The following is a 19,843-nucleotide window of genomic DNA, read 5'->3' on the forward strand; positions in this document are numbered from 1 at the left end:
GAAAAAAGAAATAGCCGCCGCCGCTTACAGCGACGTGCCTTTGACAAAGAATTCCTTGCGGCCGCGCATCGTCCCGATGCGTTCGGCGAGCAGCGCAAGGTCCGCGTCGGAGTCGAGCGGATTCAGGTGTTCGGCGTTGACCGTCAGCACGGGCGCGCGGTCGTAGTGGTAGAAGAATTCGTTGTATGCGTCGCAGAGCGCGCGCAAATACGCATCGGAAATCTGCAGTTCCATCGGCACCGCGCGCTTCTGGATGCGCGCGAACAGCACCTCGGGGCTCGCCTGCAGATAGACGACGAAGTCCGGCGCCGGCGCACTGACGTCGAGCCGCGCGGCGAGCGAGCGATACAGCTGCCACTCGTCTTCCTGCAAGGTCAGACGCGCGAAGATGTCGTTTCGCTGCGTGATGAAGTCGGCGATCAGCGGTGTGCCGCCCACCTGCGCGGCGCTCACTTCCTGCGCCTGCTGCACGCGTTGTAGCGCGAAGTGCAGCTGCACCGGCAGTGCATAGCGCGCGGTGTCGCGATAGAAGCGTTCGAGAAAAGGATTGTCTTGTGGCCGCTCGAACAGTTCGTGCATCGACCAGCGTTGCGCAAGGCGCTGCGCGAGTGACGTTTTGCCGACGCCGATTGGCCCTTCGATCGCGATATAGCCGAACGGCGGGCGCAGTTGCGGCGCGGTGACCGTGAGCGGCGGCGAACTCATTCGCAGCGGCCTTTCTCGGCGGAGTTGCCGGTCAGCGCACTGTACATCGGACACTGGCAGGGCGACTTCACCTTTTCGATGCGCTGATCGCTGACGCTGTCGAGCAGTGCGGCGGCCCGGCCATGTTGCGGAATGACGATCGCCGCGTCGATCTCGACGAGCGGAACCAGCGCAAACGCGCGCTCGACGAGGCGCGGATGCGGCACGATCAGATCGGCTTCGTCGATGGACTGATCGCCGTACAGCAGGATGTCGAGGTCGAGCGTGCGCGGCGCATTGCGAAACGGCCGCTCCCGGCCGAACTGATGCTCGATCTTGTGGCACAGCGCGAGCAGTTGCCGCACGAGGAGCGTCGTTTCCAGCTTCACGACGCAGTTGAAATAGTCGTCGCCGCCCGCGTCGATCGGGGCAGTACGATACAGGCTCGATTTGGCGAGCACGGTGATGGTGTGCTGTTGGGCCAGGCACACCACCGCGTCTTTCAGGGTCTGGCGCGCGTCCCCGAGATTCGCGCCGAGGCCGAGATAAGCAACCGTCATGGCATAACTTCCTGCAACTGTCGTTTGACGGCTTTCCGCGAACGCCGCGTCAGTCTTCGTACGAGCCTTCATGGCCCGCGTCGTTGTCCGTGCGTTCGGCGGACGAGCCGCCCTCCACTCCGTCGCCTGATTTGCGGTTTCTGGCGCCACCGCGCCGCCGTCGTTTTCTAGGGCTCCGGTCCTTCCCGCCTTGCGTGAGCAATGTCTCGCGCGCGGCGGCGTCTCCTTCGATGAACTCCGTCCACCATGCACCGACCGACTCGTCGAGTTCGCCCGATGCGCAGCGCAACAGGAGGAAATCATACCCCGCTCTAAATCTTTGGTGTTCCAGCAGCTTCAACGCGCTGCGGCCCGAGCGTTTTTCGAGGCGCAGTTGCAGGCCCCAGATTTCGCGCATGTCGGCCGAGAAGCGCTTGTGGATCGCAAGCTTTTCGGTCTGCATGTCGAGCACTTCGTCCATCGCGCGATGCAGCGCAGGCACCGGATACTCGCCTTCGGCCTCGAATTTCTGCCAGCGCTGCTGCACGTCGTGCCACAACAGCGTCGCGAACAGGAAGCCCGGCGACACCGGCTTGCCGGCGAGCACGCGGGTGTCGGTGTTGGAGAGTGCCAGCGAAATGAATTTTTCGCCGGTCGGCTGCTCGAGCACGACGTCGAGCAGCGGCAGCAGCCCGTGATGCAGGCCTTCCTGGCGCAGCCGCTTCAGGCACGCGAGCGCGTGACCCGAGAGCATCAGCTTCAGCATTTCGTCGAACAGACGTGCGGCGGGCACGTTGTTGATCAGATCGGCCATCTTCCCGATCGGCGCGCGCGTGGCGTCGTCGATGTCGAAATCGAGCTTGGCGGCGAAGCGCACGACGCGCAGCATGCGCACCGGATCCTCGCGATAGCGCGTGGCCGGGTCGCCGATCATGCGCAACAGGCGCGCGCGCATGTCGGCCATGCCGTTGTGATAATCCAGCACGGTTTCGGTGGCCGGATCGTAGTACATCGCGTTGATCGTGAAGTCGCGGCGCGTGGCGTCCTCGTGCTGCTCGCCCCACACGTTGTCGCGCAGCACGCGGCCGCTCGCGTCGACCGCGTGGGTGCGACGGTCGAGCTCGTCGCGCTTCAGACGCTTCGGAGGCGGCGCGTCGGCCGCGGGCGGATCGACCAGCGCGCGGAACGTCGAGGTCTCGATGATTTCCTGGCCGAACTGCACGTGCACGATCTGGAAGCGCCGGCCGATGATGCGCGCGCGGCGGAACAGCTTCTGCACCTGTTCGGGCGTCGCGTCGGTCGCGACGTCGAAGTCCTTCGGCTTCACACCGAGCAGCAAGTCGCGCACCGCGCCACCGACGATGAACGCGCGGTAGCCAGCCTGTTGCAGGCCCTCGGTCACACGGATCGCGTTGCGCGAGATCAGCGTGGGGTCGATGCCGTGAACGTCGTGCGGAATGATGACGGGCACGTCCGGCTCGGGCGGCGCCTTGGCGGCGGCAGACTTGCGACGCGGCCGTGCGGTCGTGCCGGAAACGGACTTGCCGCGCGCCGTCTTGTTGCCATGAGCGTCGCTGTCGGCGCTGGCCGCGGCGTGGGTCTCGGCTGAGAGCGGGGCGTCAGCGGTCGCCGCGTCCTGGCCGAATAGCTTGCGGATGAGTTTCTTGATCACGAGGGTTGGAAGAGTTCGAGGATGCGCCAGCCTTTGGCCTGCGCATGGGCGCGCAACGTGTCGTCCGGATTGGTCGCGATGGGATCGGTGACTTTTTCGAGCAGCGGGATGTCGTTGTGCGAATCGCTATAGAAATAGCTGTGCTCGAAGTCGCTCCAGCTCTTGCCGAGCGACGCGAGCCACATTTCGGTGCGCACGATCTTGCCTTCCTTGTAGCTCGGCGTGCCGGTCGGGCGGCCGGTGTAGGCGCCGTGCGGATCGCCGCCGACGGTCTCCGCCTCGCACGCGATTAGCGTGTCGACGCCGAACGCCTGCGCGATCGGCCGCGTGATGAATTCGTTGGTCGCGGTGACGACGCAGCACAGGTCGCCCGCTTCGCGGTGCTGTTTCACGAGTTCGAGCGCCACCGGCTGAATGGCCGGTGTGATGACCTCGTGCATGTACTGGGCGTGAAGGTCGGCGAGCTGCGCGCGCGTGTACTTCGCGAGCGGCGTCAGCATGGCGATCAGATAAGCATGAATGTCGAGCTTGCCGGCCTTGTAGTCGGCGTAGAAGCGGTCGTTTTCGCGGGCGAAATTTTCGGCGTCGACCATGCCTTTTTTCACCATGAAGCGGCCCCATTCGTGGTCGCTGTCGGTGGGGATGAGCGTGTGGTCGAGATCGAAGAGTGCAAGGTTAGCCATGGGCGCCTATTTTACTTGAAGCGGGCAGGGCGGCGTGTGAACCCGGCGCGGTGGCGGGGTCGGGCGACGCGAGCATGGTGCGCAACAGCGGCAGCGTGACCGCGCGCTTCTGTTCGAGCGAGAAGCGGTCGAGCGCGTCGAGCAGCGCCATCAGGCTCGGCATGTCGCGGCGAAAGTGCGTGAGCAGGTAGGCCGGCACGTCGTCGGCGAGCATGATGCCGCGCTCGCGCGCCGCGCGTTTGAGCACCGCGGCCTTCGCGTCGTCGGGCAGCGGCGCGAGGTGAAACACGAGACCCCAGCCGAGGCGCGTGCGCAGATCTTCGCGCACCGTCATGCCGATCGGCGGCGCGTTGCCCGCGGCGACGAGCGCGCTGGTCGGATGCGCGCGCACTTCGTTGAACAGGTTGAACACGGCGATCTGCTGTGCGGCCGACAGCGCGTCGCAGTCGTCGATCGCATAGAGCGCGACGCGCGGATCGAAGCCGAAGGCGGCGAGGCTGCTCTGCGGACCGGCGAAGCGCGCATGCCCCGGCGGTGCTTCGTGCACGAGCGCCTGCAACAAGTGCGTGCGGCCGCTGCCGGCTTCGCCCCAGACGTAGAAGGTGCGATCGGCGACCGGTCCAGCGGCGAGCGCGTTGTCGAGCTCACGCAGGCGCGTGACGAGCTCGGCGTTCGCGCCGGCGAAGAAATTGTCGAATGTCGATGGCGGCGGGGTGCCGAGATCGAGCGTCAGTTGACGAAGCACAGTAGGTTAATGCCGAAAATGAGGCTCAAGCCGCGAATGGCCCGGGCCTCGGGGCCTGGAACGTTGCCAGGCGGTCAGTTGTCGTAAAGCGTGCTCGCCGGGTTGCCAGGCCGCGCGTCGCGAAGCGCGGCGGACGGAATTGCGCGGGCCGGCGGCGCCGGAATCGGGGTATCGTATTGCAAAGTCGTTTCCCGGATCTCGACGGAACGCGCGAATTCCAGCCATGCGGCCAGCATCGGGTAAAATCGCATTTTACCGACCTTCTCGCTCTTCCCCATGAATCAACCGAAATCCACCCCTGACGCCCAAGGTTTGTCGTATCGCGACGCCGGCGTGGACATCGATGCGGGCGACGCCCTCGTTGATGCCATCAAGCCCTTTGCCAAGAAGACCCTGCGCGACGGCGTGCTGGGCGGCATCGGTGGATTCGGCGCGCTGTTCGAAGTGCCGAAGAAGTACAAGGAGCCGGTGCTCGTGTCCGGCACCGACGGCGTCGGCACCAAGCTGCGCCTCGCGTTCCAGCTGAACAGGCACGACACCGTCGGCCAGGATCTCGTCGCGATGAGCGTGAACGACATCCTCGTGCAGGGCGCCGAGCCGCTGTTCTTTCTCGACTATTTCGCCTGCGGCAAGCTCGACGTCGGCACGGCGGCGACTGTCGTGAAGGGCATCGCGCACGGCTGCGAGCTGTCGGGCTGCGCGCTGATCGGCGGCGAAACCGCGGAAATGCCGGGCATGTACCCGGACGGCGAATACGATCTGGCCGGTTTTGCGGTCGGCGCGGTGGAAAAGAGCAAGATCATCGACGGCAGCAAGATCGCTCCGGGTGACGCGGTGCTCGGACTCGCCTCGAGCGGCATCCATTCGAACGGTTTTTCGCTGGTGCGCAAGATCATCGAGCGCGCCAATCCCGATCTGAACGCTGACTTCGACGGCCGCACGCTTGCCGACGCGCTGATGGCGCCGACGCGCATCTATGTGAAGCCGCTGCTCGCGCTGATGCAGCAGATCGAGGTCAAGGGTATGGCGCACATCACGGGCGGCGGCCTCGTCGAGAACATTCCGCGCGTGCTGCGCGAAGGTCTGACGGCTGAACTCGATCAACGCGCGTGGCCGCTGCCGCCGCTGTTCTCGTGGCTGCAGGAGCACGGCGGCGTCGCCGATGCGGAAATGCACCGCGTGTTCAACTGCGGTATCGGTATGGCGGTGATCGTTTCGGCGGCGGATGCCGAGGCGGCGATCGCCGCGCTGTCCGCGGCGGGCGAGCAGGTCTGGAAGATCGGCACGGTCCGTGAAAGCGCGGCGGGCGAAGCGCAAACGGTCGTGGTCTAAAGATCGACGAGGGTTCGCGTGGCGTGCCGTAACGGTGCGCCGCGCGGGCTTCGAATCCTTTGCTTCAAATCCCGCGTTTTACATCCCCCCGCTTCAAATTCCTCCGGTTCACTCGCCCTGATCGGCGTCTCAAACCAGCGTCTCGATCAACTCCACCACCCGCGCCGTCGCGTGCGGATCGCAGCAATCCACCACCTGCCGCTCCGGCATGCTGCGCAGCCACGTGAGCTGCCGCTTGCAGAGTTGCCGCGTCGCGAAGATGCCTTTGTCGCGCATGGTCCGATAGTCGACCGTGCCGTCGAGGTATTCCCAGACCTGCCGATACCCGACGCAGCGCATCGACGTCATCTCGGGCTGCAGGTCGCCACGCGCGCGCAGCTTCACCACTTCATCGACGAAACCGTGCGCGAGCATCGCATCGAAGCGTTGCTCGATGCGCGCGTGCAGCACGCCGCGCTCGGACGGCTCCAGCGCGACCGGCACGAAGCGCCACGCCGAAGCGGCGTCGTCGATGCGCGCGGGCGCGGCGAGGAGCGTCGACATCGGCTGGCCGGTCAGCAGGAACACCTCCAGCGCGCGCTGGATGCGCTGCGAGTCGTTCGGCGCCAGACGCGCGGCCGTGAGCGGATCGATCCCGGCGAGCCGTGCGTGCAGCGCCGGCCAGCCGTCGCGGGCGGCGTCGGCGTCGAGCGTCGCGCGCACGTCGGCGTCAGCGGAGGGCAGGTCATTGAGCCCTTGCGTGAGCGCCTTGTAGTACAGCATCGTGCCGCCGACCAGCAGCGGCAGCCGCCCGCGCGCATGAATCTCGCCGACGAGCCGCAGCGTGTCGGCGCGAAACTGCGCGGCAGAGTAGGAGTCGGCCGGATCGACGATATCGATCAGATGATGCGGCGCGACCGCGCGTTCCTCGGCGGTCGGCTTCGCGGTGCCGATGTCCATCTCGCGATAGACGAGCGCCGAATCGACGCTAATGATCTCGACCGGCCGCCGCGCGGCGAGCGCGAGTGCGGCAGCGGTCTTGCCCGACGCGGTGGGTCCGAGCAGGCACGGGATCGGGGTAGGGCGTGACGTCATGGGCAAACGGGCGCGCGGCGCAACGGTGTGATCCAACGCGGCGCGTTATTGCCCGCGCATGAAGAGCCGATCGAGATCGGCCAGCGTCAGCTGGTACCAGGTAGGACGCCCGTGGTTGCACTGATCGGCGCGCTCGGTCGCTTCCATCTGGCGCAACAGCGCGTTCATTTCGTCGAGCGTCAGACGCCGGTTCGCGCGCACCGCGTGATGGCACGCGAGCGTGCCGAGCAGTTCGTGCTGACGCTCGGTCAGCACGCGCGAGCCGCCGAACGCGTGCAGGTCGGACAGCACCGCGCGCGCGAGCGCTTGCAGATCGGCGTCCTTCAGCAGGGCGGGGACCGCGCGGATCGCGAGCGTGGTCGGCGACAGCACCGCGAGGTCGAAGCCGAGCGCATCGAGCGTGTCGCGCTCTTCCTCGACCGTGCCGATTTCGACCGGGTCGGCCTGCATCGTCTGCGGGATCAGCAGCGGCTGCACGGCGATCGTGCGATCGGCGAGCGCGTTCTTGAACTGCTCGTACAGGATGCGCTCGTGCGCGGCGTGCATGTCGACGATCACCAGACCGTGGCGGTTCTGCGCGAGCACGTAGATGCCGTGGACCTGGCCGAGCGCGAAGCCGAGCGGCTGGTCGTCGGTGGCATCGAACGCGTGGGGTGTCGGGCGCGACGCGAATGGCGCCGCGTCGTACGGCGACGTCGAGTCGGTTGCCGAGTCGCGCGCTTCGAACAGCGATGCCCCTTCGACTCGACCGGCGAGCGGATCCTTGCGGCCGAACAGCGCGTCGTAACCCGCCAGCGGTTGCGCGACCGGCAGCGTGCCTTGCGTCATGCGCGCCTGGCGCATCCACGTGTTGCCCGGCTGCGCTGCGCTGAATCCGCCGCCGCCGAAGCCGCCACGGCTTCCCGCGCCGAAGCCGGCGCCGCCTGAAAGACCGGCGCCCGTACCCATGCCGTCACCTGCGCCACTTGCCTCACCCAGCGCTGTCGAACCAAACGAAGCCGGTCCACCGGCCGACGGCTCCAGATGCGCCGCATGTCCGCCCGCCGTGGTTTCCGGCGACGCGCCCGCATGCCGCGCGAGCGCGCGCTGCACCGCGTGGAACACGAACTGATGGATCGAGCGCGAATCGCGGAAACGCACCTCGATCTTCGACGGATGCACGTTGACGTCGACGCCTTCCGGCGGAAGATCGAGAAACAGCACGTACGACGGAAAGCGCTCTCCGTGCAGCACGTCTTCATACGCGGCGCGCACTGCGTGCGTGAGCAGCTTGTCGCGCACGAAGCGGCCGTTGACGAAGAAATACTGCTGGTCCGCGCGGCCGCGGCTCGCGGTCGGCAGACCGGCGCAGCCGTAGATCGCGAGCGGACCAGCGGATTCGTCGAGCGGCAGATGGGCGGTCGCGAACGTATCGCCAAGAATCTTCGCGACGCGCGCGGGCGGCTCGCTGGCGTTCCAGTGCTCGACGGCCTTGCCGTTGTGCAGCACTGAAATCGCGACATCGGGCCGCGCGAGCGCGGCACGGCGGATCTGTTCGAGACAGTGGCCGAGTTCGGTCTGTTCGCTCTTCAGGAATTTGCGGCGCGCGGGCGTGTTGAAGTACAGCTCGCGGACTTCGATCGTGGTGCCCTGGGTGCCGGCGGCGGGACTCAGCACGCCGGTTTGCGCATCGATGCGCACCGCGTGCGGCACGTCGGCGGTGCGGCTCGTAATGCTCATCTGCGCGACCGACGCAATCGACGCCAGCGCTTCGCCGCGGAACCCGAGCGTCGCGACCGCTTCCAGTTCGGCAAGCGAGCGGATCTTGCTGGTCGCATGGCGCGTCAGTGCCAGCACGAGTTCGTTCTCGGGGATGCCGCAACCGTCGTCGGTAATCGAGATGCGTTTGACGCCGCCTTCATCGAGCAGGATGCGCAGTGTCCGCGCGCCCGCGTCGAGCGCATTCTCGAGCAGTTCCTTGACCACCGACGCCGGCCGCTCGACCACTTCGCCAGCGGCGATCTGGCTGATCAGTTGATCGGGGAGGGGCTGGATCGCGCGCAGCGGACGCGGCGCGGGCGCCGCGCTGGAAGCGTCGGAGAGTGCGGTCGCGGCGATGGTGCCGGCAGGCGTTTCGGGGAATTCGGACATGGCGAAATTATAGCGACTCGGCGCACACCACCCGTGCATGCGCCCAATCAGCAGTTTTTTAATCACCGTGAGGCACTTTCGGTATCATGTCGCGGTCAATCGGCAGCGCTCGGCACGCCGTTTGCTGCCCCTGTTCCCGGGTCGCGCGGCGGCCGTTTTCCCTCTACGCACATATTGGTTTAAAAGGACGTCCCTTGGATACGTTGCTACATTTCGCCAACCTTGTCCTGCACATCGACAAGTTTCTCGGGGACTTCATTCACGCGTACGGCGCCTGGGTCTACGCGGTGCTGTTCGCGATCGTGTTCGCCGAAACCGGGCTCGTGGTTCTGCCGTTTCTGCCGGGCGATTCGTTGCTGTTCATCGGCGGCGCGTTCTGCGCGACCGGGCAGATGCATCTTGGACTGCTGATCCTGTTGCTGCTGGCGGCGGCGGTCGCCGGCAATACGACCAACTACCTGATCGGCCGTGCGATCGGACCGCGCGTGTTCAATACGCATATTCCGGTGCTGGAGCGTTTCCTCGATCGCGCCGCGCTGCAGAAGACTCACAACTTCTATGAGAAGCATGGCGGCAAGACGATCGTGCTCGCGCGTTTCATCCCGGTCGTGCGGACGTTCGCGCCGTTCGTCGCGGGCGCGTCGTCGATGACCTTGAGCCGCTTCCAGATGTTCAACGTTGTCGGCGCGCTGTCGTGGGTGCTGTCGCTCGTGCTGCTTGGCTATTTCTTCGGCAACATCCCGTTTATCCGTCAGTATCTGAATGTGATCGTGCTGGTCGGTATCGGCGCGGCGATCGTGCCGATCGTGCTCGGCGCGTTGTGGAAGATGCTGCGCAAGAATGGGCCGAACGCGAGTCCGCGTTGACTAGCGCTTGTTTGCTGTATTTCGGGCCTTGAAAACACAAAGGCGTCGCGAATCTCGCGACGCCTTTTTTCATGGGGCTGCCCGAACGCCGGTCGCGTTCGCGCGGACGTTCGATGCCGTCAATCGCGCGTGATTGCGCGCGGCGCGAGCGGTGTTTCCGGCGTCGGATAGCCGGCATCCTTGAAAGTCTGCACGATCGCGCGATTGGTGTCGAAGTAGACCTGCCAGTAGTTCTGGTTGGATGTGTACGGCCGTACACACAGCAGTGGTCCCTCCGGCGTGAAGCTCAGGACCTCGATGTCCGGCGCCGGGTTTTCGGCCACGTTCGGAATCTTCGCGACGGCGGCTTTCAAGCGCGCGATCGCGTCGGTCGGATCGACGCCATTGGCGATCTTCGCAGTCAGCTCGACGCGCCGGTACGGCAACACGCTGTAGTTCGAGATTGTGTCGGAAAAGATCTTGTTGTTGCCGACGATGGTCGTCACATTGTCCGGCGTGACGATCGTCGTGCCGAACAGGCCCAACTCCGTGACGGTGCCGGTGACGCCCGCGGCCATGACGAAATCGCCGACCTTGAACGGCCGCAGCACCTGCATGAACACGCCGGCCGCGAAGTGCGCAAGCAGGCCGCCCCACGCGGTACCGATCGCGAGGCCGAGACCGGCGAGCAACGCGGCGAACGACGTCGTCTGCACACCGAAGATTTCGAGGATCGCGAGAACGAGCAGCAGGTTCAGCAACGCGCCGAGAATCGACGCGAGGTAGTTGGCGAGCGTCGGATCGACCTTGCCGTTGCGTGCCAGCATCTTGCGCAACAGGCTGGAGATCAGCCCGATGACCCAGCGGCCGATGATCCACAGCACGATAGCGCCGACGACCTTGGTGCCGATGTCGACGCCCCGGGTCATGATGAATGTGCGTACGGTTTCGATATCCAAGATGTTTCCTCGTTATAAGTTCTCATCAACGGATTGAACGACGGTGGTGCCATGACCCGCAGCACACGGTCTTCGGGAGTTATAGGCGACGGCGCCCGCATGCGCAAGGACCGTTCCTGCTGTGCTGGCGCGCGCATTCATCCGCCACTGTGGCGAAAATACCAAATCAAGGTTTTTAAATTTTGAAAAGTCGCGCCGTGCATTTATACGTGCGAGGATGAAATCGTCGGTAGTCCCGATATGAAGACGCAGACTCACGGGGGCTCCATGAGCAGCATTCCGCTTATTTGGGCAGCGGTGCCGCATAACAGCGACGGCGTTGTCTTTCAGATCCAGCTTGGCCGCGGGCTTCAGCGTTTTCACGTGTCACGGCGCGTGCTCGAGCAGGTGTTCGAACTCGAACGAAAAGCGTCCGACACGCGCCAACTCGAATTTTTCTACGCACACGAGCAGCTCATCCTCGCGCGCGCCAGCGCAAAGCGTACGACGGCCAGTTCGGCCACCACTTCACTGCAAGCCGCCGATTTCGGCGTGTCGAACGACAGGGAGCATCGGGCGAGGCCGAGCGGCATCGCGCACGGCCTCATGTAGGCGAACTGCTGTTTCACCCGCCGCGGCGATCAACGCCTGGCCGCGCGTCGGTGCCGCCCATCAGCGTGCCTTGAGCTGCGCTTCGAGCACTTCGAACGTGCCGGGGATGACCGTCGCGCGCGGATGAGGATTGGCGGCCGTGGCCGCTTCGGCCGCGCCGAACTTCGACGACACCAGATAGATGCGGTGCTGCTGCGCATCGAGCGCCATCGTTTTCGCGCCTTCCAGCGTCGGCATGTTCTGCGCGACCGTGTAGTGGTCCGCGTCGTCTTCATGAACGATTGTCAGCGTGCCGTCCGCGCCGTTCGAACTGAACACGAGCTTCAAGGCCGGATCGAAAGCCGCCGCGTCAGGGTGACCACCTATCAGCACCTGGGCCACGCGACGCCCCGACGTCGCGTCGACGATCATCATGCGGTGATTGCCGCAAACCGAAAACAGGCGTTCGCTCGCCGGGTCGATGGCGAGTCCGGTCGGCGACTCGCACCGTTCGAGCGGCCAATGCGCCAGCACCGTCGCGGACCGGCCGTCCATCTCGACGATCTCGGCCCGATCTTCCACATTGACGAACACGTGCCCGTGACTGTCCGCCGCGAGCGCCTCCGGCTTGCCGCCGACTTTCATCGTGGCGACCACCTTGCGCGTCGCGACGTCGATCGCGCTCACGCTACCGTCGTGGCCATTGCTCACGAAGATGCGCTGCAAGGCCGGCACGTAGAGGATGCCGTCCGGGTCGGGGCCCGCGGCCTTGATGATATCGACGACCTTGAGCGAGTCGAGGTCGATGACGCTAACCGTATCGGCGCGGCCGTTGGTGACGAAGCCGAGCTTGCGGTCTTCGACGAACGCGAAGCCGTGTACGCCGTCGGTGTTGGCGATCTCGGCGGCCGGTTTGCCGGTGCGCGTATCGATCACCTGCACGTGCGTGTCGCGGCTGATGAACAGGTGCTGGCGAACGGCGTCGTACGCCACGTAATCCCAGCGCTCGCCGCCGTCGAGACCATAGCGTTTCGCGATTTCGAATTGATCGGCGTTGGCGGACGTTGCCGCATGGACGTTCGACAGGGCGAGCAGGGAAGCGACGCCGCAGGTGGCCAGTGCGGACAGGATATTTTTCAGTTTCACGTTGAGTGGATCCAGGTTAGTAGTGCGTATCGATCGGGAAGATGAACGTCATTCCGGTGAGTGGATGACGTCCCTGTTACGGTGGGGCGTTAGCGCATCATCATTCGTGGTTGTCGAATTTGAAGTCGACCCACAATTGCTCCGCTAGCGTTTTGCCGACGAACGCGGGTTCGGGTTTCGGATAGGTGGCGTCGCGCACGGCCGCGAGCGCCGCGCGGTCCAGCAGTCCGATGCCACTCGACACCACGACGCTGACGTCGGACACGACGCCGTCGCGATACTTGAAGGCCACGCGTGTGCGGCCCGTCATGCCAGCCATGCGGGCCGACTCGGGATAGCGCAGCGCGGCCTGAATCGCCGAGCGCAGCGCGCCCTCGAAGCTTGGCGTAGGCGCGGCGGCAACCGGCGCCGCGGCGGGTGCCGGTTGCGGCGCGGGCTGAGCTGGCGGTTGCGGCGCTGGCGTGGACGGCGGCTCGGTCGGCGTCGCCGCGGGCTGCACCGGCACCTGAGTCGGCGCAGGCTTCGGCACCGCAGCAGTCACGGGTTTCACGGGCGTAGGCGCCGCATGGTGCACCGGTACGACCGGCCGCACGGGCGGCGGCACGGGCTTCGCAGGCGGCTGCGGCGGTTGCGGTGGTTGCGGCGCGGGAGCCGGTGCCGCCAGCGTCAGCAGCGTTGGCGGCGCCTCATGCGACACGGAAGACATCCGAGTCGTATGCGTGAGCAGCGCAATCGTCACGCCGAGCACCAGCGCTTCCGCGGCGAGCGCGATGGCGGCGGCCGGCAACAGGCGCGTTCGTTCCTGGACGATCGCGGAGGCGGGTACGGTTGCCATATCAGTTCGCCACGGGCTGCGCAGCGAGCGCGATCTGCGACACGCCCGCGGCGCGGCACGCGTCCATCACCGAAACGAGGTGCTGGATCTGCGCCTCTTTCGAGCCGGCAATCGTCACGACCGTGTGCGAGACGTCCGTGCGGGCGGCGAGCAGGGTGGTCAATTGCGCAAGGTTCAGCGTGCGGCCGTCGACGGACAGACTGCCGTCGCTCGCGAGCGTTACCGTGACCTGCGGCGGCGGCAGCGATTGCGATGTGGCGCTCGACGGCAGCTGCGTGCGCAGGCCCGCGTTCGGAATCATGTGCAGCGTGATCATGATGAAGAACACCAGCAGAAAGAACATGATGTCGATCATCGGGATGATCTCGATGCGCGCCTTTCGCACCTCGAAATACTTCATTGTCACGCTCCCTGCGAGGCGAATTTGCCGACTACCGGGCGCGGCACTTCATGCACGGTCTTGAACGGCTCATGCGTTCTGGCCGCGAGCCGGTTCACGAGCGCCGCCTTCACGGTTTCGAGCTGATGGACGACGCTCCTCACGCGGTTGTGCAGGCCATTGAAGAACACGAGGCCGATCATCGCGACGAACAGGCCCGACGCGGTCGCGATCAGCGCCTCGGCCACGCCGCCCGTGACCTGGGTCGGCGCATTGCCCGGATTCGACAGCACCTGGAACGCATTGAACATGCCGACGATCGTGCCGAACAGACCGAGCAGCGGGGCGAGCGTGACGATGGTGTCGAGCACCCACAGGAAGCGGTCGATGTTCGGCGCTTCGCGCATGATCTCCTCGTCGAGACATGCGTCGAGTTCTTCGCGCGACGTCTGACCGGCAAGCCGGCCTGCGACCTTCAGCAGGCTCGCCATCGGCAGCGCCTCAAACTTCTCGGCGCATGCCGTCAGCGTGGCGGCGTTCAGAGGTTCGAGGCGGTCGATCTGGTCGAGCGCCGCGCGGCTGCCGCTCGATGCGCGCTGCAAGAACCACGAGCGCTCAATGATGATCGTAAGGGCAATGAACAGCATGGCGGCAATCACGTACAACACGCCACCAGAATTGTTCGCGAGATGCAGCAGGTTTTCGACAGTCATGAAAGAAGCTCCGTTCAGAAATCGGTGGACAGCGTCGCGACGAACGCGCGGCCCGGGATGGTCCAGTAAAGCGGCGTATTGTCCGCGGCGGTATAACCGGCCAGCGCGTTGATGCTGGTGCGGTTGAAGAGGTTGTCGATCTGGAAGCCGAGGCGCGTGTTATGCGTCCACGATGCGAGTCGGTCAAATCTGTACGAGCTGGCGAAGTTGGTCACCGCGTAGCCGCCGATCGGCTGCGTGTTGCCGGTGTCGCCGTACTGATGGCCGACGAACTTCATGAGCAACGAACCGGCGAGCGGCCCGCGTTCGTAGAGCACGCCGGCGGCGGCGGTCGATTGCGGCGCGTTGGGCATCCACGTATTGGTGCTCTTCTGTTTGGCCGAATTGAAGGTCAGATTGCCGTACAGGCTGAAACCGTCGCCGACCGACAACGTCGCCTCGGTTTCGACGCCCTTGTAGGTCGCGCCGCCCGCATTCGAGAAGATCACGTTGTTGCCGACCGTGCGGCTCGTCACCGCGTTGCGGAAGTTGATGTAGTACAGATCGGCGGCGACGGTCAGGCGACCCGTTTTGTACGTCGTGCCGATCTGGTAGTTGTCGGTCTGTTCCGGATCGGGCTGCCCCGAAATGGTCGGATCGTTGACATAGAACACGTTCAGGTTCGGCGCGAGAAAGCCCTGCGCGTACTGTGCATACGCGCTCCATTGCGGCGTGATCTGCTGATGCAGCGTCAGCGACGGCAGCACCTTGTCCCACGTGTGACTGAAATCGAGCGGCTCACCGGTCTTCTGGTTCATCGGCGTATCGATGCTGCGGTTGAACGACACGTACTTGAGTCCCGGCGTAATCGTCAAACCGTTCTGCAGTTGCCAGGCGTATTGCAGATACGGCTGGAACGTCAGCATCGTGTCGTTCATCGTGAAGTTCTGCGAGATGAACGCGAAGTTCAGCGACGCATCGACATTGAAGTTGTCGCGGAAGTTGGACTGGTGCGCGATCCACATGCCGGTCTGCAGCTTGCCGGGACCGAACTGCCGCTCGAGCGCGAGGACGTCGCCGAAGGCGCGGTAGTTGTTGTTCATCTCCTGGCCGGGCACGTTGTTCGGGCCGAAGATCGTGCCGTTCGGCGTTTCACCGTTCGGGTCGAGCCCGTTGAAACCGTTGTGGTAGTAACCGTACGTATAGAGCTTGTTGTCGATCACCCACCCGGCGACCTGCGACTTCACACCGATGTATTCGAAGTCCGTGTTGATCTTGTCGAAGTTGTAGCCGGCGTACGCCTGGCTCGTCGGATCCGCGCTCAGGCCGAAGTTCGGACCGAACTGCCGGATCTGCGCGGCCGTCGCGCCGAGCGGCACGTTCTGGTGGATGTTGTTGTAAGTCGCGAACAGCGTGAGCAGCGTGTTGTCGCCGATCGGTTTGTCGAGCTTGAAGTAGACGTTCTGACGGCGCTGGTTCGCGTTGGTCAGGTAACCATCGCTGCTGCTCTGCGTATAGCCGACCATCGCGCGCGCATCGCCCCATTGCTGCAGATAGCCGGTATTGAACTCGGCGCCAGCCTGCCACGTGTCGAAACTTCCGTACGAGCCGAGTACCGAGAATGCCGGTGTTGCCGACGGATCCCTCGACTGCAGGCTGATCGTTCCGCCGAACGTGGCGAAGCCGATCTGCGAAGCGTCACCGGGACCGCGGTCGACGACGATATTGCCGAGCACCCGGTTCGAGAAAAACGACGTCGAATGATGGGTGAAGTCGTTGGTATCTCCGAAGGGGATGCCATCGAACGTCACGTTGTACTGGCCGTCCTGAAAGCCGCGAATGGAAAGGCTCTGCGATTCCATCAGGCCGGAGCCGTTTGGATCGACATTCGACACGCTCGGCGCGATTTGCACGATCTCGCTGTAGTTCTCGGTCGGAGCGGTACTGTTTTCGATGTAGTGCCGGCTGATCACCGACTGCGGTTGGGTTGCGGTGAGCGAGCCTTGCGAAGGCGCCTGTGCCGGCGCCGACTGCACATTTGTGCTGGCGGCCGTGCCGCTGTTCGATGAGGAGACGGCCGTGCTTTGCACGGAGCCGAGATCGCCCGAGGTCTCGGCATGCGAGATCTGCGCGCCGGCCGCGCACAGTGTGGCAAGAACGAATTGCGTCAGCGGTTTCTTTCTAAGGGGAAAACTAACCCGTTGCATGGTGCTGCATCCTTTCGCGAGTGGGGCAATGAACTGGGAGTCGAACGAGGCGGGATGCTATCAACCGTCCATTAACGCGAAGTGATCGGTATCTTACGAAGTTAAAGTTGCTATGACGGATGCCCGACGACATCGCGATCCGCGCTGAAGCCAGGCGGCGCGCTCAGGTTTGTAAGTTTGTGGACACCGCTCATTCATACGTGCGCACTAGCATCGGCTGCACCGTTCAGGCGGTGAATCACTTCGTTTCTGGTGCCGGCGATAGCGCCGTGCCACTTCGCATCAATCCCTCTTCGTTTTCCGCACACAATGAAACGCTTTACCTGCATACCCCTCGCTGCTTCACTCTTCGTCGCTGCAAGTGCAGCGAGTTACGCCGCACCGTCCGCGGATGCGAGCTATATCGACGCCCGTCAAATCCCGCTTGGCGCGCTGCTCGCGCCGCCTGCCGCCGACGGTTCCGAGCGCCAGCTGGCCGATCTCGATGCCGTGCTGAACGCACAACGCAGCCGCACGCCCGAGCAGGTTGCGCGCGCGAAAGCGGACGCCACGAAGTCCGTGTTCCGTTTCGCGGATGTGCTCGGGCCGGACTTCAACGAAGCCGGTCTGCCGAAAGCCGCTGCGCTGTTCGAGGCCGTCGATCACGATGCCGAGCGAGTCGCAAAGGGCGGCAAGCACTTCTTTAGCCGCGCGCGGCCCTTCGTCGAGAGCCGCGACGTGCAGCCGATCGTGCCGAAGCGGGCGGGAGACGACTACAACTCGTACCCGAGCGGCCATGCGACCTTCGGCTATCTGTGCGCGATCCTGCTCGCCCAGATGGTCCCTGAGAAGCGCGATGCGCTGTTCGAGCGCGGCCGCGAATTCGGCATGAACCGCGTCGTCGACGGCGTGCACTATCCGAGCGATGTCGAAGCGGGCCGCATCGACGGAACGCTCGTCGCGGCGGCGCTCATGGCCAATCCGGATTTTCAGCGCGACTTTGCCGAGGCGAAGGCGGAGGTCCGCGCGGCACTGAAGCTCGACTAGTTGCGCGCGTGAACGGTTTCCGGCCCGGTTGCGGACGCGTCATGAAGCAGCAACATGGCCCTGTCATACTCCGCGCCCGCACGGACGTACCCCGCTATTGACGTCGCCGTTCATGCGGTGACACACGACCACAGGAAACGACGTCCTCTTGGAAAGCAAAGCAGCGATCAACTACCCCGCGGGGCGAAGACCCCGCATTCTCGTCGTCGAAGATGACGAGCGTGTGAGGCTCGAGGTGTCCACCGCGCTAGAGGACTACGACTTCGCAGTGGAAAGCGTATCGAGTGGCCATGCCGGCCTGTTGCGCGCGCTCAACGGCGATTTTGACGCCGTCGTGCTCGACCGGATGCTGCCCGATGTGGATGGCCTGTCGATCCTCTCCACGTTGCGCAACGTCGGCAAACAAACGCCGGTACTGATACTGAGCGCGCTTTCAGCGGTCGACGAGCGCGTACGCGGCCTGCGCGCCGGCGGCGACGATTACCTGACCAAACCGTTCGACAGTCTGGAGCTGACCGCGCGCCTCAATGCGCTGCTGCGCCGCCGCTCTTCCTCGGATCAGCCGCTCGTGCTGAGTGTCGGCGACCTCGTGCTCGATATGGACACGGCTCAGGTCCGGCGCGCGGGCGAGCCGATCGAGTTGAAGCCCCGCGAGTACCAGTTGCTCAAATACCTGATGCTGCATACGGAGCAGCCGGTGACGCGCGCGATGCTGTTCGAGTCGGTCTGGAATTACCACTTCAATGCGCAGACCAACGTGATCGATATGCACATCGGTCAACTGCGCCGCAAGATCAGTTTGAACGGACGGTTTTCGCTCATGATCCACACGATTCGAAATGTCGGCTATGTGCTCCGTGCCGGCGACTAGGCGCTGGCCGCGCCTGCCGGCGAGCCACGTCACGTGGCTGCTGATGGTGTTCGTCAGTTGCGCGGTCGTGCTGTTCGCGATGCTTTACTGGATGATGCACACGTATCTGCTGCACGAGGTCGATGAACGGCTGCGCGGAGAGGTGGCCGAGTTCAGTTCGATTGGCCGCGCCGAGGCGATTGCCAATATCGCGGCGCTCAGCCGGCGCGACATCGCGAGCAGCCGACCCTATGGCGTGTTCGATGAGAACGGCCGCTGGCTCGCCGGCAATATCCCTGCGTTGCCGGCCGAGCGCGAACGCCGGCCGTTCTACTACGCGCAGTCGATGAACAAGGGGCCGCCGTCGCCGGACAGTCATTTCCGCGGCATCATCGTGCCGACGCGTAGCGGTTTGCGGATCGTCGTCGGTCACTCGATCGACGAGATCATTCATTTCGACCATACGCTCGTGAAGATCCTGTGCCTCGGGCTCACGCTGACGATTCTGCTCGCCGTCGGCTGCGGCGCCGCGCTTCATGCGATGTCGAACCGGCGCATCCGGTCGATGAGTCTGACGGCACGCGAGATCATGGCGGGCCAGCTGAACCGGCGTCTGCCGGATCGCGGCACGCATCACGATCTCGATCGTCTCGCGGAAATCGTCAACCTGATGCTCGATGAAATCGAGCGGCTCGTGGCCGAAGTCCGCGGCGTATGTGCGGGCATCGCCCACGATCTGCGCACACCGATGACGCATCTGCGCGCGGGGCTCGAACGTGCGCGGCGGCGCTCGCATACCGTCGACGACTACGCAAGCGCCGTCGACGCCGCGATCACACAGTCGGACATCGTGCTGAACCGTTTCACCGCGCTATTGAGAATCGCGGAGGTTGAAGCGGATGTCAGACGCGCGAGCTTCGGCGACGTCTCGCTGGACACCATCTTGCGCGACGTCGCGGAGTTGTACGAACCGGTCGCGGAAAGCCGCCGTTTGTCGGTCGCGGTGCTTGCGTCCGAACCGGTTTTCGCGCGCGGCGACGTGGACCTGCTGTTCGGCGCGATCGAGAATCTGCTCGATAACGCGCTGAAGTTCACGCCCGGCGGTGGCGCGGTGACGCTGCAAGCGGCGCTTGAAGCAGGACGGCCGGTCGTGCAGGTCGCGGACACCGGACCCGGGATCGAGGCGGGCGAGCGCGACGCGGTTCTGCGTCCGTTCTATCGCAGCAGAAACGGGCAGGAGTCGGCGCCTTCAGGACATGGAGTCGGCTTGAGTCTCGTGGCCGCGATCGCGCGGGTGCACGAGGCCGTCGTGGAGATTCACGACAACACGCCGGGCTGCAGGATCGTATTGCGGTTCAATGCGGGACTGCCAGCGCGTTGAGGTGAGACGGCGGCCCGTCGCGACGGCTTTCACGCATGGAAGTGCATGAAAAAAAACGACCCACCAGATGGCGGGTCGTTACTTGTGAATCGAC

The 19,843-nt window shown here is 64.6% G+C and carries 21 protein-coding genes; 6 read left to right on the forward strand and 15 right to left on the reverse strand.

Annotated features, from left to right (window positions below; all coding sequences use genetic code 11):
- Positions 1-24: 24 nt before the first annotated feature.
- From L0U81_RS02640 to L0U81_RS02665, 6 genes are all read right to left on the reverse strand, one after another.
- A complete protein-coding gene (locus tag L0U81_RS02640; RefSeq protein WP_233800042.1) occupies positions 25-705 on the reverse strand; it encodes a deoxynucleoside kinase in 681 nt (226 codons plus the stop codon).
- Complete coding sequence (gene folK / locus L0U81_RS02645; RefSeq protein WP_233800043.1) at positions 702-1,244, reverse strand: 2-amino-4-hydroxy-6-hydroxymethyldihydropteridine diphosphokinase; 543 nt, start codon at positions 1,242-1,244, stop codon at positions 702-704. The genes L0U81_RS02640 and folK overlap by 4 nt, the downstream gene beginning before the upstream one ends.
- A gap of 49 nt (positions 1,245-1,293) precedes the next feature.
- Complete coding sequence (gene pcnB, locus L0U81_RS02650) at positions 1,294-2,895, reverse strand: polynucleotide adenylyltransferase PcnB (protein ID WP_233800044.1); 1,602 nt, start codon at positions 2,893-2,895, stop codon at positions 1,294-1,296.
- Positions 2,892-3,578, reverse strand: a complete 687-nt coding sequence (locus L0U81_RS02655) for an HAD family hydrolase (protein ID WP_230560216.1) — start codon at positions 3,576-3,578, stop codon at positions 2,892-2,894. Before L0U81_RS02655 ends, pcnB begins: the two co-directional genes overlap by 4 nt.
- Entirely contained in the window at positions 3,571-4,323 is a 753-nt protein-coding gene (gene hda, locus L0U81_RS02660; RefSeq protein WP_233800045.1) for a DnaA regulatory inactivator Hda, read from the reverse strand. The genes L0U81_RS02655 and hda overlap by 8 nt, the downstream gene beginning before the upstream one ends.
- A 74-nt stretch (positions 4,324-4,397) precedes the next feature.
- Complete coding sequence (locus L0U81_RS02665; RefSeq protein ID WP_233800046.1) at positions 4,398-4,601, reverse strand: hypothetical protein; 204 nt, start codon at positions 4,599-4,601, stop codon at positions 4,398-4,400.
- Between L0U81_RS02665 and purM the strand changes: the two genes are divergently transcribed.
- Positions 4,600-5,655, forward strand: coding sequence for a phosphoribosylformylglycinamidine cyclo-ligase (gene purM, locus L0U81_RS02670; RefSeq protein WP_233800047.1), 1,056 nt, complete (start codon positions 4,600-4,602; stop codon positions 5,653-5,655). The genes L0U81_RS02665 and purM overlap by 2 nt on opposite strands.
- A 129-nt stretch (positions 5,656-5,784) precedes the next feature.
- On the opposite strand, the gene miaA is transcribed toward purM, so the two are convergent.
- A complete protein-coding gene (miaA, locus tag L0U81_RS02675; protein WP_233800048.1) occupies positions 5,785-6,729 on the reverse strand; it encodes a tRNA (adenosine(37)-N6)-dimethylallyltransferase MiaA in 945 nt (314 codons plus the stop codon).
- A gap of 45 nt (positions 6,730-6,774) precedes the next feature.
- A complete protein-coding gene (gene mutL, locus L0U81_RS02680; protein WP_233800049.1) occupies positions 6,775-8,859 on the reverse strand; it encodes a DNA mismatch repair endonuclease MutL in 2,085 nt (694 codons plus the stop codon).
- Between the two features lie 194 nt (positions 8,860-9,053).
- Here mutL and L0U81_RS02685 point away from each other — a divergent pair, with 194 nt between their 5' ends.
- On the forward strand, positions 9,054-9,725 hold the full coding sequence (locus tag L0U81_RS02685; protein WP_233800050.1) for a VTT domain-containing protein: 672 nt from the start codon (positions 9,054-9,056) through the stop codon (positions 9,723-9,725).
- 119 nt (positions 9,726-9,844) lie between these two features.
- Here L0U81_RS02685 and L0U81_RS02690 read toward each other — a convergent pair whose 3' ends face one another.
- A complete protein-coding gene (locus L0U81_RS02690; protein ID WP_233800051.1) occupies positions 9,845-10,663 on the reverse strand; it encodes a mechanosensitive ion channel family protein in 819 nt (272 codons plus the stop codon).
- A 12-nt stretch (positions 10,664-10,675) separates the two neighbouring features.
- Positions 10,676-10,921 (reverse strand): hypothetical protein, encoded by a 246-nt coding sequence (locus tag L0U81_RS02695; protein WP_233800052.1) that lies wholly within the window; start codon positions 10,919-10,921, stop codon positions 10,676-10,678.
- A 9-nt stretch (positions 10,922-10,930) separates the two neighbouring features.
- Between L0U81_RS02695 and L0U81_RS02700 the strand changes: the two genes are divergently transcribed.
- Positions 10,931-11,254: a hypothetical protein gene (locus L0U81_RS02700; RefSeq protein WP_233800053.1), complete on the forward strand. Its 324-nt coding sequence runs from the start codon at positions 10,931-10,933 to the stop codon at positions 11,252-11,254.
- Between the two features lie 60 nt (positions 11,255-11,314).
- Here L0U81_RS02700 and L0U81_RS02705 read toward each other — a convergent pair whose 3' ends face one another.
- The 5 genes from L0U81_RS02705 to L0U81_RS02725 form a co-directional block, all read right to left on the reverse strand.
- Positions 11,315-12,379: a YncE family protein gene (locus L0U81_RS02705; protein ID WP_233800054.1), complete on the reverse strand. Its 1,065-nt coding sequence runs from the start codon at positions 12,377-12,379 to the stop codon at positions 11,315-11,317.
- Between the two features lie 100 nt (positions 12,380-12,479).
- Positions 12,480-13,214 (reverse strand): TonB family protein, encoded by a 735-nt coding sequence (locus L0U81_RS02710; RefSeq protein WP_233800055.1) that lies wholly within the window; start codon positions 13,212-13,214, stop codon positions 12,480-12,482.
- 1 nt (position 13,215) lies between these two features.
- Positions 13,216-13,614, reverse strand: a complete 399-nt coding sequence (locus L0U81_RS02715) for an ExbD/TolR family protein (RefSeq protein ID WP_233800056.1) — start codon at positions 13,612-13,614, stop codon at positions 13,216-13,218.
- Positions 13,615-13,616: 2 nt separating this feature from the next.
- Positions 13,617-14,306 carry a MotA/TolQ/ExbB proton channel family protein gene (locus tag L0U81_RS02720; protein WP_233800057.1) on the reverse strand — a complete coding sequence of 230 codons (690 nt, stop codon included), beginning with the start codon at positions 14,304-14,306 and terminating at the stop codon, positions 13,617-13,619.
- Positions 14,307-14,320: 14 nt separating this feature from the next.
- Entirely contained in the window at positions 14,321-16,492 is a 2,172-nt protein-coding gene (locus L0U81_RS02725) for a TonB-dependent receptor (RefSeq protein WP_233800058.1), read from the reverse strand.
- A 309-nt stretch (positions 16,493-16,801) separates the two neighbouring features.
- On the opposite strand from L0U81_RS02725, the gene L0U81_RS02730 reads away from it, so the two are divergent.
- From L0U81_RS02730 to L0U81_RS33650, 3 genes are all read left to right on the forward strand, one after another.
- A complete protein-coding gene (locus L0U81_RS02730; protein ID WP_233800059.1) occupies positions 16,802-17,518 on the forward strand; it encodes an acid phosphatase in 717 nt (238 codons plus the stop codon).
- Between the two features lie 148 nt (positions 17,519-17,666).
- Complete coding sequence (locus tag L0U81_RS02735; RefSeq protein WP_233800060.1) at positions 17,667-18,389, forward strand: response regulator transcription factor; 723 nt, start codon at positions 17,667-17,669, stop codon at positions 18,387-18,389.
- Positions 18,376-19,749: a sensor histidine kinase gene (locus L0U81_RS33650; RefSeq protein ID WP_233800061.1), complete on the forward strand. Its 1,374-nt coding sequence runs from the start codon at positions 18,376-18,378 to the stop codon at positions 19,747-19,749. The genes L0U81_RS02735 and L0U81_RS33650 overlap by 14 nt, the downstream gene beginning before the upstream one ends.
- Positions 19,750-19,843: the final 94 nt, after the last annotated feature.

Source organism: Paraburkholderia sp. HP33-1 (genome assembly GCF_021390595.1).
Classification (GTDB): Bacteria; Pseudomonadota; Gammaproteobacteria; order Burkholderiales; family Burkholderiaceae; genus Paraburkholderia.

Excerpts from the sequence above, each read along its gene's own strand:
- L0U81_RS02640 (WP_233800042.1), bottom strand. The coding sequence starts at position 705 with ATGAGTTCGCCGCCGCTCACGGTCACCGCGCCGCAACTGCGCCCGCCG.
- folK (WP_233800043.1), bottom strand. The coding sequence starts at position 1,244 with ATGACGGTTGCTTATCTCGGCCTCGGCGCGAATCTCGGGGACGCGCGC.
- L0U81_RS02655 (WP_230560216.1), bottom strand. The coding sequence starts at position 3,578 with ATGGCTAACCTTGCACTCTTCGATCTCGACCACACGCTCATCCCCACC.
- purM (WP_233800047.1), top strand. The coding sequence starts at position 4,600 with ATGAATCAACCGAAATCCACCCCTGACGCCCAAGGTTTGTCGTATCGC.
- L0U81_RS02665 (WP_233800046.1), bottom strand. The coding sequence starts at position 4,601 with ATGGGGAAGAGCGAGAAGGTCGGTAAAATGCGATTTTACCCGATGCTG.
- miaA (WP_233800048.1), bottom strand. The coding sequence starts at position 6,729 with ATGACGTCACGCCCTACCCCGATCCCGTGCCTGCTCGGACCCACCGCG.
- mutL (WP_233800049.1), bottom strand. The coding sequence starts at position 8,859 with ATGTCCGAATTCCCCGAAACGCCTGCCGGCACCATCGCCGCGACCGCA.
- L0U81_RS02700 (WP_233800053.1), top strand. The coding sequence starts at position 10,931 with ATGAGCAGCATTCCGCTTATTTGGGCAGCGGTGCCGCATAACAGCGAC.
- L0U81_RS02710 (WP_233800055.1), bottom strand. The coding sequence starts at position 13,214 with ATGGCAACCGTACCCGCCTCCGCGATCGTCCAGGAACGAACGCGCCTG.
- L0U81_RS02715 (WP_233800056.1), bottom strand. The coding sequence starts at position 13,614 with ATGAAGTATTTCGAGGTGCGAAAGGCGCGCATCGAGATCATCCCGATG.
- L0U81_RS02720 (WP_233800057.1), bottom strand. The coding sequence starts at position 14,306 with ATGACTGTCGAAAACCTGCTGCATCTCGCGAACAATTCTGGTGGCGTG.
- L0U81_RS02725 (WP_233800058.1), bottom strand. The coding sequence starts at position 16,492 with ATGCAACGGGTTAGTTTTCCCCTTAGAAAGAAACCGCTGACGCAATTC.
- L0U81_RS02730 (WP_233800059.1), top strand. The coding sequence starts at position 16,802 with ATGAAACGCTTTACCTGCATACCCCTCGCTGCTTCACTCTTCGTCGCT.